Raw genomic sequence first — 16,639 nt, 5'->3', positions numbered from 1 at the left:
TCAATGCTGCAGCATCATGATGTGGTGCGGCATGACGACGAACGGCCGCATCATGTCCATCTCGTGCTCCAGGAGGTGGCAGTGGTAGACGAACCTCCCGGGGTGGTCGAAGCGGGCGGCCACCGTCACCAGTTGCCCTCCGGTGACCGTCACCGTGTCCTTCCAGCCCTGCTCCCAGGCGGCCAGCGGCTCCTCTCCGAGTTGCTTGAGCGGTGTCGTGGTGCCGCCCGTCGAGTCGTCGTAGCCGCCGCGGTCGACGCGTGACCGGCTCAGCACCTGGAAAGAAGTCCCATGGATGTGCATCGGGTGGACCTCGCGGGTCAGGGCGAGGAAGTGCCACCTCTCCCACTGCCCGAGCGCCGCCATGACGCCGGTCCGGTCGGCGTACGCCTGGGCGGCCCGGCGGAGGGTTCGTACGTGGCCGTCCGCCATCGCGACCTGAATGACGCCCGCAGGCGTCGCGGCGCGGGAGGCCGGCTCAGCCTCCTCCATCTCCCACAGGGTGTTCACGGGCTGGCCGGGGTAGGCTCCCGGCGGCGGGATCACCACCCAGCGCCTGGGCGCGTCCGCGGGCACGTCGGCCTCGGTCAGGCGGCGGAAGGAGGAGGAGCGCTTCGGCGTGCAGAAGGCGACGGGGAACCCGCCGCCCACGCGGAACTGCATCACGTCCGGCTCGGGGACGTCGCCGTCGGGGTCGGCCTGGCCGGGTTCGCCGCCGGGCGGGACGTTGACCAGGCGGACCTTCCGGCCGCGCAGGCCGCTGAAGTCGATCACCAGGTCGGCCCGCTCGGCCGAGGCCAGCGCGATCGCGTCCGTCGCCGTCACCGGCGCCTTGAGCAGGCCCTGATCGGTGCCGACCAGCCGGACGGCGTCCATGGCGGGCCTGCCGTCCTCGTCCAGCAGCATCAGCCGGAACGTCCGGTAGTTGGAGACGTTGGCGACGCGGAAGCGGTAGGCCCGGGGCTTCACCTCCAGGTACGGCCATATCACCCCGTTCACCATGGTGTACGGCCCGGTGAACTCACTGATCACCTTGGGCTCGGTACGGCGCAGGACGACCTTGTTCAGCAACCGGCCGGCGGGGCGCCCGTCGGCGTCGGTGTCCAGGTTGCGGTCGCACAGCATGAGCGGGATGTCGTATGTGCCGGACGGCAGGCCGAGCGCTTCCTCCTCTTCGCGGTCGCGTATCAGGTAGAACCCGGCCAGCCCCGCCATGATCGTGTAGCGGGTCAGGTGCATGGCGTGGTCGTGGTACCACAGCGTCGTGGCGGGCTGGGAGTTCGGGTACTCCGACAGCTGGGCCGCGCCCGGCAGCACCGCGTTCTCGGCCCAGCCGTCGTTGCCGCCGCCCGTATGGGCGCCGTGCAGGTGGACCGCGGCCCACGGCGGCAGCGTGGCCAGGGCCTCGACCGGGTCGGCCCCGTCGCGGCCGGGGTGGTTCTTCGGCCGCTCGGCGTCGCCCGGCGGCACCTCGACGGCGACCAGCGGGATGGTGCCGCTCAGCTCGTTCTTCCAGGTGACCCTGATCAGCTGGTCCTTCGAGACTTCGATGGTCGGGCCGGGGAAGTGGCCGTCGAAGGTCCACATCGGCACCTCGGGCAGCTGGGAGTGCACCCGCACCCGCGCGGGGCGCAGCCGTACCGTGAGTTGCGCCCCGTCTCCACGGGGACGCAGGACAGGCGGGACGCGTAGCGGGTCGGCGAACTTGCGCAGCGCCAGCGGGGGGCCGGGCGCACGCGACGGCGCCGAGGCGGGACCGTACTCGGGGGTGGTCTCGGGGGTGGTCTGGGTGACGTCGCGGCTCCGCGACGTCTCGGCGCCGACGACGACCGCGGCCGAGGCCAGGGTCGCGGTCTGCAGAAGCCGGCGCCGGAGCAGGTCGGGATCTCTCATGCGGGCCATGGAACCAACCGGGGCTCTTCGCGCTCTGCGCGGCGACTGACCATTTCCTGACCGCTCGGTGGCGGCCCTTCCACGCGCCGCCGTTGCCCGGCGGGTCATCGTGACGCCCTTGGCCTTGCACGCCCTGACCGCTTGGCCGGATGCGTCCTGACGACTGGCTGACCGTCACGCGGGCCGGCGCAGTACGTAGCCCACGCTGCGAATGGTGTGGATCAGTCCGGGCTCGGCGTTGTCGACCTTGCGGCGCAGGGCGCAGACGTACTTCTCCACGATCGCCGCGTCGCCGCGGAAGTCGTGGTGCCAGATCTGGTCGAGGATCTGCCGCTTGGACAGCACCCGGCCGACGTTGGACATGAGGAGCCGCAGCAGTTCGAACTCGGTCGGCGACAGCGGGATGTCGCGCCCGGCCCGCCGGACCTCGCGGCTCTCCTCGTCCAGCTCGATGTCGGCGAAGGTGAGCCGGGGCGAGGGCCGGGCGGCGCCGCCCCGCATGCGCCGCAGCACGGCGCGGATCCTGGCGATGACCTCGTCCAGGTTGAACGGCTTGGTGACGTAATCGTCCCCACCGAGGCTCAGGCCCTTCAGCCGGTCCTCCACGGCGTCACGGGCGGTCAGGAAGAGCACCGGCGTCTGGTCGCCGCTACCGCGCAGCCGCTGGATCACCTCGAAACCGTCGAGGTCGGGCAGCAGGATGTCCAGCACGATGAGGTCGGGCCGATGGCGCCGCGCGAACTGCACGGCATCTGTCCCGTTGGACGCGCTCATGGTCTCGAATCCGGCATAGCGGAGAGCCGCCGACATCAACTCCAGGATGTCCGGCTTGTCCTCCACCACCAGCAGCCGGGCCTCCGGCTCCTGAGTTTTGGCCTCGGCCACTACGTCCCCCTGTCCCTCACGCGGCTTCGTCTCGTATCGTGCTGTGCCACCCTGCCGATTGCCTGAGAACTTCCTCTACATTTCCAGAATGCGTCAGCGGCGCGGCGTGACCCCGCCACACCGCGCTTCACCAAGATCGCCCCGGACCTTTGCCGTTAAACTAACGGCCATGACCGCCACCGGGGAGTCGTCCGGCGCGCAGCCGCTGACGTTGGCGGAGCTGGCCCAGCTCGCCGGTGTGTCCGCGGCGACCGTCTCCAAAGTGGTCAACGGCCGCTCCGCGGTGGCGCCCGAGACGCGCGCGCTGGTCGAGGGCCTCATCCGCGAGCACGGCTACCGCAGGCAGCGGCGGCGCGTCGACCCGGCCGCCGCGGTGGAGCTGGTCTTCCACGAGCTCGCGGGCGAATACCCGACGGAGATCATCAGGGGTGTCGGGCAGGTGGCGCGCGAGCACCAGCTGACCGTGTCGGTCTCCGAGCTGCAGGGCAGCCACGTCCCGGAGAGCGACTGGCTGGAGGGCGTGCTCAGCCACCGCCCGACCGGCGTCATCGCCGTCTTCTCCGGCCTGACCGACCTCCAGCGGGAGCGGCTGGCCCGCCGCGAGATCCCCCTCGTCCTCCTCGATCCGACCGGCGAGCCCGGTCACCGGGTGCCGTCCGTGGGCGCGGGCAACTGGACCGGCGGGCTCTCGGCCACCCGGCACTTACTGGAGCTCGGACACCGCCGGATCGCCATCATCACCGGCCCCGACCACGCCCTGTCCAGCCGGGCGCGGCTCGACGGCTACCGCGCCGCCCTGGACACCGAGCGCGTGCCCGTGGACCCGGAGCTGATCTGCCGGGGCGACTTCCAGATCGAGGACGGCCTGGCCTGCACCCACCGGCTGCTGCGCCTGCCCGACCCGCCCACCGCCATCTTCACCTGCAACGACGGCGAGGCCCTGGGCGTCTACCGCGCGGCTCACGAGCTCGGGCTGCGCATCCCGGACGACCTCAGCGTCGTGGGCTTCGACGACCTGCCGTCGATCCGCTGGGCCGTCCCGCCGCTGACCACGATCCGCCAACCGCTCACCGAGATGGCCATGGCGGCCACCCGCATGGTGGTGGCGCTCGCCCAGGGCGCACCGCTGCCGCGGCACCGCGTCGAATTCGCCACGGAGCTCATCGTCCGCGGCAGCACCGCTCCTCCGAAGCCTCGGTGACGGCATCCCGTCGCGAGCAGCCACAAGCCGGACCTCGCCAACGCCCACAGCCACGCCGTCCCCAGGTCGATCTCGCTCGACCTGGGGACGGCCCTGACCCGGCGTGCCGGGTCAGGGCAGATCCTTACGCTCAGCGCTTCGACCGGCCGTGGATGTCGGCGCCGGCGCTGGTGACGGCGCGCTTGGTGGTGGCCGCCGCGCGGGTGTCGGGGCCGGGCAGGTCGGAGGTGAAGCCGTACACCACCGTCGCCGTGGCGATGGCGCCGGTGTTCAGCGCGAGCGCCTTGTCGCTGATGTTGGCGATGGTGTCGCAGGCCTGGTGGTAGCAGGGGTCGTACGGCTCGCCCGCGGTGCCGCCGAACAGCGCGGCCTCTTCGGCGGTCTTGATGCCCTCGGCGCCGGTGAACAGCCCGCCCGCCGGGATGCCGGTCTCGATGAACGGCCCGTAGTCGGAGCGGCCGTCGAAGTCGGTCCCGTTGTGGCCCTGGCGCAGCGTGTCGAAGTACTTCTCGAAGAGCTTCTCGATCTCGTCGGATCCGGGCGGGCCGGCGGGGGAGCCGACGCCGTCGCTGTCGTCACCGTCATAGATCTTGAACGCGTAGTTGGGGGAGCCGACCATGTCGTAGTTGAGGTACAGCTTGATCTTGGCCAGTTCGGCGGCCGGCAGGTTGTCCACGTAGTAGGTGGAGCCGACCAGGCCCAGCTCTTCGGCGCTCCACCAGGCGAAGCGCAGCTTGTTGCGGGTGGGGACCTTGCCGAGCGCCTCGGCCACCGCGAGCGTCGCGGCGCTGCCGGAGCCGTCGTCGTTGATGCCCGGCCCGGCCGGTACGGAGTCCAGGTGGGCGCCGGACATGACGACCTTGTTCGGGTCGCCCCACTTGGAGTCGGCGATCACGTTGTGGGTGGTGCGGATCTCGCTGACGGTGTCCGTCTTGAGATGCACCACGGTGGTGGCCGAGGCCAGTTCCTGGCCGACGGCGAAGCTGGTGCCCACGACGGGGATCGACACGGGCTCGCCGAGATTGCCGAGCAGCGTGTCGGTGCGGCCGGGCTGGCCCTCGTTGAAGATGATCGCGGCGGCGGCTCCGGCGGCCTGGGCGTTGCTCGCCTTGACGAGGAAGTCGCAGGTGCCGCGCTGGAGCAGGGCGATGTTGCCGGGGGTGAAGCCGGCGAAGTCGGCGGCCTCGCAGCCGGAGTTCGAGCTGCTGGGCGTCGGGCCGGGCGGCAGGACCAGGTCGACGTTCTGCAGGGTCGCGGTCACCTCACCCGAGCCGGAGTAGTTCATGGTGGCGAACTCGCCGGTCGAGGAGCCGTCGGGCGGGGTCGGGGCGAAGACCCGCGGGTTGGGGGAGGTCCGCTCCATCAGGGCGGTCGACTTCTCCTCGAAGTAGGCGAAGTCGAACGGCTGCACGGTCACGGTGTAGCCGGCCTTCTTGAGCTTGCCGACGACGTAGTCGCGCGAGGCCGCGTGCCCGCTCGTGCCGGCCGCCCGGTTGCCGCCGTTGGCGTCGGCGATCGTCTGCAGGGCCTGCAGGTGCTTCTTGACGGCGGGCGCGGTGATGGAGTCGATCAGCTTCTTCTGCGCCGCGTTCGGTGCCGGGTCCGCCTGCGCGGCGGCGGGGACGAGCGCGAGGGGTAAGACGAGCGCCGCGGCCACGGTGAGGACGCGGTACGCACCTCGGCGCGAGGTGATGCGCATACAAGCTCCTTTTACTCGCAGGAATCCGTGCATTCTGCCCGAATCGGCGGCATAGGAGAACGTAGACCGCCAAATCCGCCTTCGGGAAGACCTGAGTCGCGCAGTCGCCGGTCTCCGACTGTTCTTCTCCGGGCCGAGGATCCGTTGATGGCGTGTCACGTGTGATGGATGGACTCGTGCGGACGTATAGCGCCCTTTTGAGAGGAACCATCCTCGATGTCCGCTTCTGCAGAGAACGAGCTCGTGACACGACGGCGGTTGCTCGCCGTCACCGGCGGGCTGGTCGGCGCGGTCGCCGTCGGCGGCCTGACCGGTCCGGCGTGGGCCGACGACCGGCGACCCGGCGCGGGCCGCCGGCGCTGGCTGCCCGGCGACCACCATGTGCACAGCGAGTTCAGCGTGGGGTACGACAACTCCACCACCCCGCCCAAACCGATCATCGGCGGGGACGCGATCTACCCGTTGTCGGTCAACGCCACGCACGCGCAGCAGTTCGGGCTCGCCTGGATCGTGTCGACCGACCACGGGGGGCCGCTGCACTCCAAGCTGGACGCGGAGCAGAGGTACCCGAGCCTGCTGGAGGCTCGCCAGTCGGTGCCGCGGGTGCTGCAGTTCTACGGCATGGAGCTGGACACGCCCGCGGCCGACCACTCCAGCCTGATCATCCCGAAGGTGGCCGGCGAGCGCGACCTCCTGTTCCAGCTCGAGAGCCGCTTCTCCAAGCGCGACCCGTTCCCGGCGGACCCGTCGTTCGACACCGAGCAGAAGATGCTGGAGGCGCTGCGCGTGATGCGGCAGCTCCCGCACAAGCCGCTGCTGTTCGCCAACCACCCCGCCCGCTCCGCCTCCGGGCTGGGCGTCTACGGCCAGGACACCCCCGCGGAGTTCCGCAACTGGAACGACACCGCGCCGGAGATCGCGCACGGCTTCGAGGGCGCCCCCGGCCACCAGGCCGGCACGCTCAGGAAGGACGGCACCATCGACCCGGACGGCGAGCGCGGCGGCTACGGTAACTACCCCACGATGGGTGGCTTCGACCAGATGACCGCCCGGCTCGGCGGCCTGTGGGACTCGCTGCTCGGCGAGGGGCGCCGCTGGTGGATCACCTCCACGTCCGACTCCCACCGGCACTACAGCGACGGCGGCAGCGACTTCTGGCCGGGCGAGTACTCCAAGACGTACGTGCACGCCGGCTGGGACTACGCCGACATCCTCGACGGGCTGCGCGCCGGCCGGATCTTCGTCGTCATCGGCGACCTGATCGACCAGCTCGACCTCACGCTCTCCCGCGCCGGGCAGGCGCAGGGCCAGGCGCAGGGCCAGGCCGTGGGCAACACCGTCAGCGTCGGCGAGACCCTCACGCTGCGCGGCCGCGACCGTGACGCCGAGGTCGAGGTCCGCTTCCGCGTGCCCCGCAACGCCAACGCCAAGGGCGAGCGCCCCCAGGTGAACCGCGTCGACATCATCACCGGCCGCGTCACCGGCCCGGCCAAGGACCGCTCCTCCGACACCAACCCCACCACCAAGGTCGAGGCCCGCTACGGCCCCCGGCAGTGGCGGCGCGACGGAGACGAGATCGTCGTCCGTCACACGCTGCGCGACATCGACGGCCCCATGTACGTCCGCGTCCGCGGCACCAACACCGACGAGCTCGAGCCCCAGCCCGACCCGAAGGGTTCCGACCCGTGGGCCGACCTGTGGTTCTACTCCAACCCGGTGTTCATCGAGCGCTGACGGCGAGCCGGATGGCCGGGCGCGGCGCCCGGCCATCCCGCCACCGCCGCGATGCGGCCGGCGCCTGGCCCCGCCGTCAGAAGGTGACGCAGATCAGCGGTGCGATCAGTACGGCCATCGGGCCGCTGAGCAGCAGGCCGGCCGTCGAGTAGGCGGCGGCCGGCACCCAGCGGGGCGGCCGGCGTTCGCTGAGCAGCCGCTGCAGGCGTTCGATGACGCCGGCGTCGGCCAGGGCGAACGAGGCGGGCCCCGGGCCCGACGCGGAGGCCGCCATCCGGACGAGAGCGCGGGCCAGCGGCAGCGTGCCGTGCGCCCGGCTGGCGTGATCGTCGGCGATCATCTCCACCAGCACCGCGACCGCCTGCCGGGCCGTGCGGGCGCAGGCCAGCCAGGGGAAGGCGTGCGTCAACGCCACGAAGGGGAGCAGGGCCAGGTCGTGGCGGCCGCGGGCGTGCGCCCGCTCGTGCCCGAGAACGGCCTGCAGTTCCTGCGGGGTCAGCAGCTCCAGCGTGCCCCGGCTCAGCACGATCCGCCGGTGCCGGCCCGGCACGCAGTAGGCGACGTGCTCGGCCACGGGCAGCACGTAGGCGTCGTGCGCCGGGGAGTGGTCGGCGACCACGTCGACCAGCAGGCGCTGGCGGCGGCGTTCGCGGATCGTCCTGGTGGTGGTGCGTACGGTGTGGATGAGCAGCCAGCTCATCAGGCCCGCGGACCAGGCCAGGGCCGGCAGCTGCACCGGCCCGAGCCCGTCGAGGCCATGCCCGCCGACGAGCTGGCCTGCCAGCGTGTGCGCCCCGTGCGGGAACACCGCGGCCAGCGGCGCGACGGCGGCCACCAGCCCGAGACCGACCGCGCCCAGGCCGGCGCCCAGCCCGATCGCCTGCCACAGCGTCAGCGCCGCGCGGGGGCAGCGGTGCGTCCACGCCGCCCCGGCCAGCCTGCGCGCGGCCCGGTCGCCCAGCGCCACCGGCAGCAGCGCGACCCCGGCCGCGACCAGCCAGGCGATCACGGCGCGGATCCGTCCCGCTCGCCCAGCGCCTCGCGCAAGGCGGCGGCCACCTCCGGCGTCACCGTGCCGACGAAGCGCTGCACGGCCGCCGCGACGTCGCCCGCCTCGTCCAGCGCGGCGCGCATGGTCTCGGCGACGAACGCGTCCTTGCCGGCGGTGGCCCTGTAAAGGTGTGCCCGGCCGACGCGCTCGCGGGAGACCATGCCCTTGTGGGAAAGCCGCATCAGGACGGTCAGCACCGTCGTGGTGGCCGGCTGCGACGGCAGGCGGGCCGCGAGGACGTGGGCGAACAGGCCGTCCGGATGCTCCCACAGAGCTTCCATGACCGATCGCTCCAGGTTGCCGAGCTGCACCGTCGCCCCCTGCCCATGTTCCGCGCCGGGTAGCAGATTACCGCCCCGATGCCGCCTGCGGCCGGTCGCCGGCCGACGCGGTCCGGCAGGCGGGCGCGAGCCGGCCGCGCCGGTCCAGCCGCCTGACGGCCGCGGCGGAGGCCAGCCCCGCGACGGCCAGGAGCAGCCACGGCAGGCCGGCCCCACGCTGGGGATTCTCCCATCCCATTGATGTCAGGTGGTGAAGTCTTCCATGACCGTGTCGAGACGCCGGATCGTGTCCATGGCCCGCGGCCGGGGCGTCGACGTGATCGTGGACGCCGCCCACTCCTGGGGGCAGCTCGACTTCACCCTCCCCGACCTCGACGCCGACGAGACCTACGCCGACGGCGACATCCGCTCGCGCGTCCACTCCGGCACCACGAACGTCGCGCCCATCCTCGCCGTCGACGCCGCCCTGGACTTCCACGAGGCCCTCGGGGCGCAGGTCAAGCAGGCCCGGCTGCGGTTCCTGCGCGATCGCTGGGTGCGCCCGCTCCGCGACGTCCGGCACCTGGAGATCCTCACCCCGGACGAGCCCGGCACGTACGGCGCCATCACGGCCGGCCAGGTGTCCCGGGGCGGTGTGCCCGGCGAGGGGGCGTCGAGGGGATCCGCGATCCGGGCGGCGGGAGAGCCCGAGCAAGGGCGCCGCGCAGGTGAACGAGGCGGCGCGGTAGACATGGCTGGTGGAGGACACCACCAGGAAGAAAGGCGACGCCATGACCGACAACCTCACCGTGAGCGTTCTGGGCACCGGGATCATGGGGGCCGCGATGGCTCGCAACCTCGCCCGTGCGGGGCACACCGTGCACGCCTGGAACCGTTCCAGGGACAAGGCCGAACCGCTGGCCGCCGAGGGGGTGCACATCGCCGGCACCCCCGCCGACGCCGTGCGCGACGCCGACGTCGTCCTCACCATGCTCTACGACGGTGCCGCCGTGCTGGAGGTGATGCGGCAGGCCGCGCCCGCCCTGCGCCCGGGCACCGCGTGGGTGCAGTCGACCACCGCGGGCCTCGACGCGATCGCCGAGCTGGCCGCCTTCGCCCGCGAGCACGGGCTGGCCTTCTACGACGCGCCCGTCCTCGGCACCCGCCAGCCCGCCGAGGCCGGGCAGCTGCTCGTCCTGGCGGCGGGACCCGGCGAGAGCCGGCAGGCCGTGACGCCGGTGTTCGACGCCGTCGGCGCCCGCACCGTGTGGACCGGCGAGGACGGCGCGGACGCCGGCGCCACCCGGCTCAAGCTCGTCGCGAACAGCTGGGTCCTCGCCGCCACCAACGCGGCCGGGGAGGTCCTGGCGCTGGCCAAGGCGCTGGGCGTGGACCCGCAGAGCTTCTTCGACGCCATCGACGGCGGCCCGCTGGACATGGGCTACCTGCGCGTCAAGACCGGCCTGGTCCTGGAGGGCCGCCTCACACCGCCCAGCTTCGCGGTCACCACCGCCGCCAAGGACGCCCACCTGATCGTCGAGGCGGGGGAGCAGCACGGCGTCCGCCTCGACGTCGCCGCCGCCGGCGCCGCACGCTTCGACCGTGCCGCCGCCCAGGGCCACGGCGACGAGGACATGGCCGCCGCCTACTACGCCAGCTTCGACGACGATCCGGCCGGCGCCTGAGCGACCGCGATCGCCGGTCCCGCGCGTTGGGCCGCGGCTCCGACTCCAGCGTCCCGGCCGTCGCGGCGGGGAGCGCCGGAGGGGGCTCGGCATCCGACTCCAGCGTCCCGGCCGTCGCGGTGGGGGCTCGGCGTCAGAGGAGCCGGTCGATCGTGATGGGCAGCGAGCGGATGCGCCTGCCGGTGGCGTGGTGGACCGCGTTGGCGATGGCCGCGCCCATGCCGACGAGGCCGATCTCGCCCACGCCCTTGACCCCGATGGGGTTGAACCGGTCGGGCCGGCCGACGAAGACCACCTGCATGTCGGGTACGTCGGCGTTGACCGGGATCAGGTAGTCGCCGAAGGTGGCGTTGGCGATGCGCCCGGATCCCGGATCCGTGATCGTGTCCTCGAACATGGCCATGCCGATACCGCCGACCGTGCCGCCGATGATCTGGCTGGTGGCCGTCTTCTCGTTCAGGATCCGGCCGGCGTCGATCACCGAGACGACCCTGGCCACCCGCAGCAGCCCGAGCTCCGGGTCGACCCGCACCTCCACGAACCGCGCGCCGAAGGCCCCGGCGGGCGCCAGGCCGAGCTCCTGCGGGTCGTTCGGGGCGCTCGCGCCGCGGGCGCTCAGCTCGGGGAGGCCGTGCGCGGCCAGGATGTCGGTGTAGGACTCGCCGTACTCGGGCGAACCCGTCCGGTGGATGCGGCCGCGGCCGACGCTGACCTCGCCGGCGGCGCACCCGGCCAGGGGAGAGGTGGGATCGTCGCGGACGGTGTCCAGGAAGGCCTGTACGAGGTTGCGGCAGGCGGCGTGGATCGCGCTGCCGAGACCGGCCGTCAGGCCCGAGCCGCCCGCCACGACCCCCGGCGGCAGCTCGGTGTCGCCGAGCTCGAAGGTGACGCGCGGCAGGTCCAGCCCGAGCAGCTCGGCCGACAGCTGGGTCATCACCGTGTAGGTGCCGGTTCCGATGTCGGTCACCGCGCTGCGCACCAGAGCCGTCCCGTCCGCGCGCAGCGTCGCGGTCGCCTGGCACGGCTTCTGGAACCAGAAGAACGACACGCCGGCCAGGCCGTACCCGATCAGCCAGTCGCCCTCGCGCATCGAGCCGGGCTCGGGCGGGCGGCGCGACCAGCCGAACCGCTCGGCACCGACCTCGTAGCACTCGCGCAGGGCTTTGCTCGACCACGGGAGGCCGAGTTGCGGGTGGATCTCGGCGTAGTTACGCAGCCGCAGCTCGAGCGGGTCGATACCGAGCTCGTAGGACAGCTCGTCCATGGCCGACTCCAGCGCGAAGTTCCCCTGTGCCTCGCCGGGCGCGCGCATCGAGTTGCACCAGGTGACGTTCAGCCGGACCTGCCGGTCACGCGTGGCGACGTTGGGACAGGCGTAGGCGTAAGCCGTACCGGAGGCGCAGGGTTCGAAGTTGTCGCCCTCCATCTGCAGCGTCGAGGTGCTCTCGTGGCCGAGCGCGACCAGCCGCCCGTCGCGGGTGGCCCCGATCCTGACCCGCTGCTCCGTGGCCGTGCGGTGGCCGATGCCGGTGAACATCTCCGGGCGGGTCAGCACGAGCTTGACGGGCCGGTCCACCGTACGCGCGGCCAGCGCCGCCAGGATGACGTGCGGCCACACGCGCAGCCCCGCCCCGAAGCCGCCGCCGACGAACGGGACCAGCACGCGCACCCCGCTCTCCGGGACGCCGAACACCCGCGCGAGCGCCGCGCGCAGGCCGCCGGGCCACTGGGTGGAGTCGTGGACGGTGAGGGCGTCGCCGTCCCAGGCGGCCACGGTGGTGAAGAGACCCAGCGGGTTGTTGGTGTTGGCGGCCGTGGTGTACGTCGCCTCGAACGTCACCTCGGCCGAGGCCAGGGCGGCCTCGGCGTCGCCGCGGCTGGAGTCCGTCTCGAACGGGTCGGTGAGCACCTCGGCCCTGGGGTCGTGGAGGTCGAGAACCGGCTCGGTCGACTCGTACTCCGCCTCGACCCGCCGGGCCGCGGCCGTCGCCTCCTCGGCGGTGCCCGCCACCACCACGGCCACGTACTGGCCGTAGTGCAGGATCCGGTCGTCCTGCAACGGCGGCGGCGGGGCCGACAGGAACGTGTCGGGCGCTCGTCCCAGCGTGGGGGCGTTCCGGTGGGTGATGACCGCCAGCACGCCGGGCGAGTCCTGGGCGGCCCTCGTGTCGAGCCGGCTGATCCGCCCGGCGGCCACGGTGCTGCGGACGAGCGCGGCGTGCGCCAGCTCGGGGAAACCGAAGTCGTTGGGGTAGCGCGCGGCGCCGGTGACCTTCAGGGGGCCGTCGACCCGGTCCACTCCCTCGCCGACCAGGCGGGCCTGCTCGACGGTCGTCATCTCGCACCTCCGGCGGCGGTTCGCAGGGCGCGCACCAGGGTGCGCTTGGCCAGCTCGACCTTGAACGCGGTGCCCTCCACGGTGAACGGGTCCCAGACGGCGGCCTCGGCCGCCGCGGTGAAGACCTCCAGGCTCGCCGGCGCTCCCCGCAGGACCCGCTCGGCCTCGGGCGCGCGCCACGGGATCGTCCCGACGCCGCCCAGGGCGACCCGTGCCTCGCCGATCAGGCCGCCGTCGAGGCGCAGGGCCACGGCGGCGGAGGTGAGCGCGAACTCGTAGGAGACCCGGTCGCGGATCTTGAGGTAGGTGGAACGCGCGTCCGGCGCGAGCAGCGGGACGTCCACGGAGGTGATCAGCTCGCCGTGCGCGAGCACGTTCTCCACGTCGGGCGTGTCCCCCGGAACGCGGTAGAACCCGGTCAGCGGAACCGAGCGCTCCCCGCCCGTCCCGCGCAGGTGGACGACCGCGTCCAGGGCCACGAGCGGCACCGCCATGTCGGAGGCGTGCAGGGCGACGCAGTGCTCGCTCGCGCCCAGGATCGCGTGCATCCTGGCGGCCCCGCGTAGCGCGGCGCAGCCGGAACCGCGGCGGCGCTTGTTGCACGCCGGGACGGTGGGGTCGCGGAAGTAGCGGCAGCGGGTGCGCTGCAACAGGTTCCCGCCGATCGTGGCCATGTTCCGCAGCTGGACGGACGCGCCCAGCAGCAGCGCCTCGCGCAGGAACGGCAGGCGCTCGGCCACCGTGGGGTCGGCGGCCAGTTCCTCCATCGTGGTCAGCGCGCCCACGCGCAGCACGTCGCCGTCGCGGTGGATGCCGCCGAGCGGCAACCGGGTGATGTCGATCAGCCGGTCGGGCTCCAGGACGCCGTCCTTCATCAGGTCGATCTGGGTGGTGCCGCCGGCGAGATAGGACGCGGCGGGATCGGCGGTCACCGTCGCCACGGCCTGGTCCACCTCGCCCGCCCTGACGTACTCGAACTCACGCATCGCGGCCACCCGCCCCCACCCGGTCGCGGGCCTCGCGGATCGCCGCGACGATGTTGGGATAGGCGCCGCACCGGCACAGGTTGCCGCTCATGAACTCGCGGATCTCGGCGTCGGATCCCGCGCGCCCCTCCGCGAGCAGGCACACCGCCGACATGATCTGCCCGGAGGTGCAGTAGCCGCACTGGAAGGCGTCGTGGCGGACGAACGCCTCCTGCACCGGATGCAGGACACCGCCGGTCGCGAGGCCCTCGACGGTGGTGATCGCCCGGCCCTCGCACTGCGCGGCCAGGGTCAGGCAGGACAGGACCCGCCGGCCGTCCGCCATCACGGTGCACGCGCCGCAGGCGCCCTGGTCGCAGCCCTTCTTGGTGCCGGTCAGCCCGAGCCTGTCGCGCAACGCGTCCAGCAGGGTCACGCGGGGGTCCAGGTCGAGCCGATGGTCGACGTCGTTGACGGTCAACGTCACGGCGACCCGCGGGACCGGGGTCGCGGGACGCCGGGGACCTGCCTCACGAGCCATAACCCCTCGATTCCGGCACGGCACGCCGCGCCCTCACGGGGGGAGGTCTGTTCTCACCGACTATACGCCACCGGATAAAGAGTACGAACGATCGTACTGCCTTGGCGTCGCCCGCGGAGTTGCGGGCGGTGACCGCGGCCCGCGTCTGCGCGGCGTACCGCCGGGTGAAGGTCTCCAGCGCGAAGATCGCCGCCCCGCGTCGGCCTGGTAGCGGGAGAAGTTCCAGTCCGGGGTGGCGGCGTTGGGGTTGAGCTGGGGGAAGCGCGCCTCCAGGCCGACGCAGCCGTCCGCGGTCAGGGCGTTCTTGGGGGTGGTGGTGCCGACGGTGATGGAGTCGCCGACGAACTCGATCAGCTTGGCCGCAAAAGAGGCTGGCAGCCCGGGCACCAGACGGTCGTGCGGCCGGCGACGCGGCGGCGGGACAGGAGGGCGCCGCAGCGCGGGCAGGGGCCGCCGCGCTCGTCGCGGGCCCCGGTCAGCCAGGTGTCGCGTGCGGGCACGCATCGGGCCTTGATCGACACTCGCAGGACCCGGCGCATCGCCCGGTACAAGGCGGCGCGCTCGGCCTCGTCCAAATCTCCCGCGGCACGCAGGGGGTTGACGCCGGCGTGCCAGCAGATCTCGTCGGCGAGCAGGTTGCCCAGGCCGGCGAGGAACGCCTGGTCGATCAGCGCGGGCTTGAGCCGTCCCCGGCGGCCCGACAGCAGCCTGCCGAAGCACGCGTACGACACCTCTCGCGCGTCCGGGCCGAGACCGCCGAGCACCCGCCCGGCCTGGGCCTCGTCGTCGGCGAGGCGGATGCCCTGCAGCTTGCGCATGTCGCGGTAGCGCAGCTCGCCGTCGTCGAACTGCCAGACGACACGGTCATGCCGGTGCCACGGCTCCTGGCGGGAGTGCCAGGACAGCGAGCCGGTCATGCCGAAGTGCAGCATCAGCACCGGCCCGCCGGCGGGCGCGATCAGCCACTTGCCGTGCCGCCGCGGCCGCTCGAACCGGTGTCCGCGCAGCGCGGCGGCCAGCCGCCCGGCGCCGACGCCGCGCAGGACCCCGGGGTCGCGAACGCGTACGGCCCTGATCGGCTCGCCGGTGTGCTCCGACAGCACCTGGCGGAAGCCCTCCACGTCGGGGAGTTCCGGCATGGGGAACCCCTGCCCACCAGGGCCGCTTCCTCCCGCCGTCACGGGCGTCGCGGCCGGGCGGCCCAAGCCGGCCACGGCCCTTTGGGGATGTCCCGGGCGGCATGATCGCGGTTATGCGCTATCATCGCCATATGGCGATTGTTAGTGACGGTGGCCGCTGTGTCAGCGCCGACATCGCCGCCGGGGTCCCTCCCGCGGCGTCGCTGTTCCACTCGCTGGCCGACGAGACCCGGCTGCGCATCGTGCAGCGCCTGGCCAGGGGCGAGGCGCGCGTGGTGGACCTGACGGCCGAGCTCGGGCTGGCCCAGTCCACGGTCTCCAAGCACCTGGCCTGCCTGCGCGGCTGCGACCTGGTGGACTACCGGGCCGAAGGCCGCCAGTCGTTCTACTCCCTGACCCGGCCCGAGCTGATGGACCTGCTGGCCTCCGCCGAGCAGCTGCTGGCCGCCACGGGCCACGCCGTCACCCTGCGCCCCGCCCAGGTGGGGGAGTCCGGGTCGTGACCGCACAGCACCTGGGCCCGGCGCCGGCCCGCCGCGCCGCGCTCCGGCGCCGGATCCGGCTGCTGGTCGCCGCCACCATCACGTACAACGTGATCGAGGCCGTCGTCGCCATCACCGCGGGGACCGTCGCCTCCTCCACGGCGCTCATCGGCTTCGGGCTGGACTCGATCGTCGAGGTCGCCTCCGCCGCCGCGGTGGCCTGGCAGTTCTCCGCCGCCGACCACGAACGTCGCGAGCGGGCCGCGCTGCGCGTCATCGCCGTCTCCTTCTTCGCCCTGGCCGCCTACATCACCGTCGACGCCGTGCGCGCCCTGCTCGGCGCGGGGGAGGCCGCACACTCCACCCCGGGCCTGATCCTGGCCGCCCTGTCCCTGGCCGTCATGCCGTTCCTGTCGTACGCCCAGCGCCGCGCCGGTCGTGAGCTGGGCTCGGCCTCGGCCGTGGCCGACTCCAAGCAGACCCTGCTGTGCACCTACCTGTCGGGGGTGCTGCTGGCCGGGCTCGCGCTCAACGGCGCCTTCGGCTGGTCCTGGGCCGACCCGGTTGCCGCCCTGGTCATCGCCGCGGTCGCGGTCAAGGAAGGGCGCGACGCCTGGCGCGGGGACGCCTGCTGCGCCGTGCCCGCCGGCGCCGCGCCGGACGCCTGCGCGGACGGTTGCTGCTCGCCGTCATAGCCGCCCCAAGCGATTTGGGGAAAGGTTGACCGGGGTGGGCGCGTTGGCGTGACCGTGGGGGAAGGGGTTAC

Annotated in this window: 16 protein-coding genes; 5 read left to right on the top strand and 11 right to left on the bottom strand. The window is 72.9% G+C overall.

Annotation, left to right across the window (positions count from 1 at the left end; all coding sequences use genetic code 11):
- The gene (locus tag HD596_RS55190) at positions 1-1,893 is read right to left on the bottom strand and encodes a multicopper oxidase family protein (RefSeq protein WP_185077388.1); all 1,893 of its coding nucleotides are present in this window, start codon (positions 1,891-1,893) and stop codon (positions 1-3) included.
- A 174-nt stretch (positions 1,894-2,067) separates the two neighbouring features.
- Positions 2,068-2,778: a response regulator transcription factor gene (locus HD596_RS55185; RefSeq protein ID WP_313047165.1), complete on the bottom strand. Its 711-nt coding sequence runs from the start codon at positions 2,776-2,778 to the stop codon at positions 2,068-2,070.
- 169 nt (positions 2,779-2,947) lie between these two features.
- Here HD596_RS55185 and HD596_RS55180 point away from each other — a divergent pair, with 169 nt between their 5' ends.
- Positions 2,948-3,979 carry a LacI family DNA-binding transcriptional regulator gene (locus HD596_RS55180; protein ID WP_185077387.1) on the top strand — a complete coding sequence of 344 codons (1,032 nt, stop codon included), beginning with the start codon at positions 2,948-2,950 and terminating at the stop codon, positions 3,977-3,979.
- A gap of 130 nt (positions 3,980-4,109) precedes the next feature.
- Here the strand turns inward: HD596_RS55180 and HD596_RS55175 are convergent, their stop codons facing one another.
- Positions 4,110-5,678 (bottom strand): M28 family metallopeptidase, encoded by a 1,569-nt coding sequence (locus tag HD596_RS55175; protein ID WP_185077386.1) that lies wholly within the window; start codon positions 5,676-5,678, stop codon positions 4,110-4,112.
- 216 nt (positions 5,679-5,894) lie between these two features.
- Here HD596_RS55175 and HD596_RS55170 point away from each other — a divergent pair, with 216 nt between their 5' ends.
- Positions 5,895-7,412, top strand: a complete 1,518-nt coding sequence (locus HD596_RS55170) for a CehA/McbA family metallohydrolase domain-containing protein (RefSeq protein ID WP_185077385.1) — start codon at positions 5,895-5,897, stop codon at positions 7,410-7,412.
- Positions 7,413-7,488: 76 nt separating this feature from the next.
- Here HD596_RS55170 and HD596_RS55165 read toward each other — a convergent pair whose 3' ends face one another.
- From HD596_RS55165 to HD596_RS55155, 3 genes are read right to left on the bottom strand one after another with little or no spacing between them, the layout of a single operon-like run.
- The gene (locus HD596_RS55165; RefSeq protein ID WP_185077384.1) at positions 7,489-8,421 is read right to left on the bottom strand and encodes a M56 family metallopeptidase; all 933 of its coding nucleotides are present in this window, start codon (positions 8,419-8,421) and stop codon (positions 7,489-7,491) included.
- On the bottom strand, positions 8,418-8,774 hold the full coding sequence (locus HD596_RS55160) for a BlaI/MecI/CopY family transcriptional regulator (RefSeq protein ID WP_185077383.1): 357 nt from the start codon (positions 8,772-8,774) through the stop codon (positions 8,418-8,420). Before HD596_RS55160 ends, HD596_RS55165 begins: the two co-directional genes overlap by 4 nt.
- Before the next feature lie 37 nt (positions 8,775-8,811).
- Positions 8,812-9,516: a hypothetical protein gene (locus HD596_RS55155; protein ID WP_185079481.1), complete on the bottom strand. Its 705-nt coding sequence runs from the start codon at positions 9,514-9,516 to the stop codon at positions 8,812-8,814.
- Between HD596_RS55155 and HD596_RS55150 the strand changes: the two genes are divergently transcribed.
- Entirely contained in the window at positions 9,515-10,408 is an 894-nt protein-coding gene (locus HD596_RS55150; RefSeq protein WP_185077382.1) for an NAD(P)-dependent oxidoreductase, read from the top strand. The two genes, HD596_RS55155 and HD596_RS55150, sit on opposite strands and share 2 nt — an antisense overlap.
- Before the next feature lie 133 nt (positions 10,409-10,541).
- Here the strand turns inward: HD596_RS55150 and HD596_RS55145 are convergent, their stop codons facing one another.
- Genes HD596_RS55145 through HD596_RS55125 form a run of 5 tightly spaced genes read right to left on the bottom strand, consistent with a single transcriptional unit; the run spans position 10,542 to position 15,391 of the window.
- Entirely contained in the window at positions 10,542-12,746 is a 2,205-nt protein-coding gene (locus HD596_RS55145; protein WP_185077381.1) for a xanthine dehydrogenase family protein molybdopterin-binding subunit, read from the bottom strand.
- Positions 12,743-13,732, bottom strand: a complete 990-nt coding sequence (locus HD596_RS55140) for an FAD binding domain-containing protein (protein ID WP_185077380.1) — start codon at positions 13,730-13,732, stop codon at positions 12,743-12,745. The genes HD596_RS55145 and HD596_RS55140 overlap by 4 nt, the downstream gene beginning before the upstream one ends.
- Entirely contained in the window at positions 13,725-14,252 is a 528-nt protein-coding gene (locus HD596_RS55135) for a (2Fe-2S)-binding protein (RefSeq protein WP_185077379.1), read from the bottom strand. Before HD596_RS55135 ends, HD596_RS55140 begins: the two co-directional genes overlap by 8 nt.
- A 60-nt stretch (positions 14,253-14,312) precedes the next feature.
- The gene (locus HD596_RS55130; RefSeq protein ID WP_221520053.1) at positions 14,313-14,639 is read right to left on the bottom strand and encodes a hypothetical protein; all 327 of its coding nucleotides are present in this window, start codon (positions 14,637-14,639) and stop codon (positions 14,313-14,315) included.
- Positions 14,603-15,391: an Fpg/Nei family DNA glycosylase gene (locus tag HD596_RS55125; RefSeq protein ID WP_185077378.1), complete on the bottom strand. Its 789-nt coding sequence runs from the start codon at positions 15,389-15,391 to the stop codon at positions 14,603-14,605. Before HD596_RS55125 ends, HD596_RS55130 begins: the two co-directional genes overlap by 37 nt.
- Positions 15,392-15,522: 131 nt before the next feature.
- On the opposite strand from HD596_RS55125, the gene HD596_RS55120 reads away from it, so the two are divergent.
- Entirely contained in the window at positions 15,523-15,894 is a 372-nt protein-coding gene (locus HD596_RS55120; RefSeq protein WP_185077377.1) for an ArsR/SmtB family transcription factor, read from the top strand.
- Positions 15,891-16,568, top strand: a complete 678-nt coding sequence (locus HD596_RS55115; protein WP_185077376.1) for a cation efflux transmembrane domain-containing protein — start codon at positions 15,891-15,893, stop codon at positions 16,566-16,568. The genes HD596_RS55120 and HD596_RS55115 overlap by 4 nt, the downstream gene beginning before the upstream one ends.
- Positions 16,569-16,639: the final 71 nt, after the last annotated feature.

Origin of the sequence: Nonomuraea jabiensis (assembly GCF_014204795.1) — a bacterium.
GTDB lineage: Bacteria > Actinomycetota > Actinomycetes > Streptosporangiales > Streptosporangiaceae > Nonomuraea > Nonomuraea jabiensis.
Note: the sequence above shows the minus strand (reverse complement) of the source record. Positions and strands in the feature narration are given on the sequence as shown.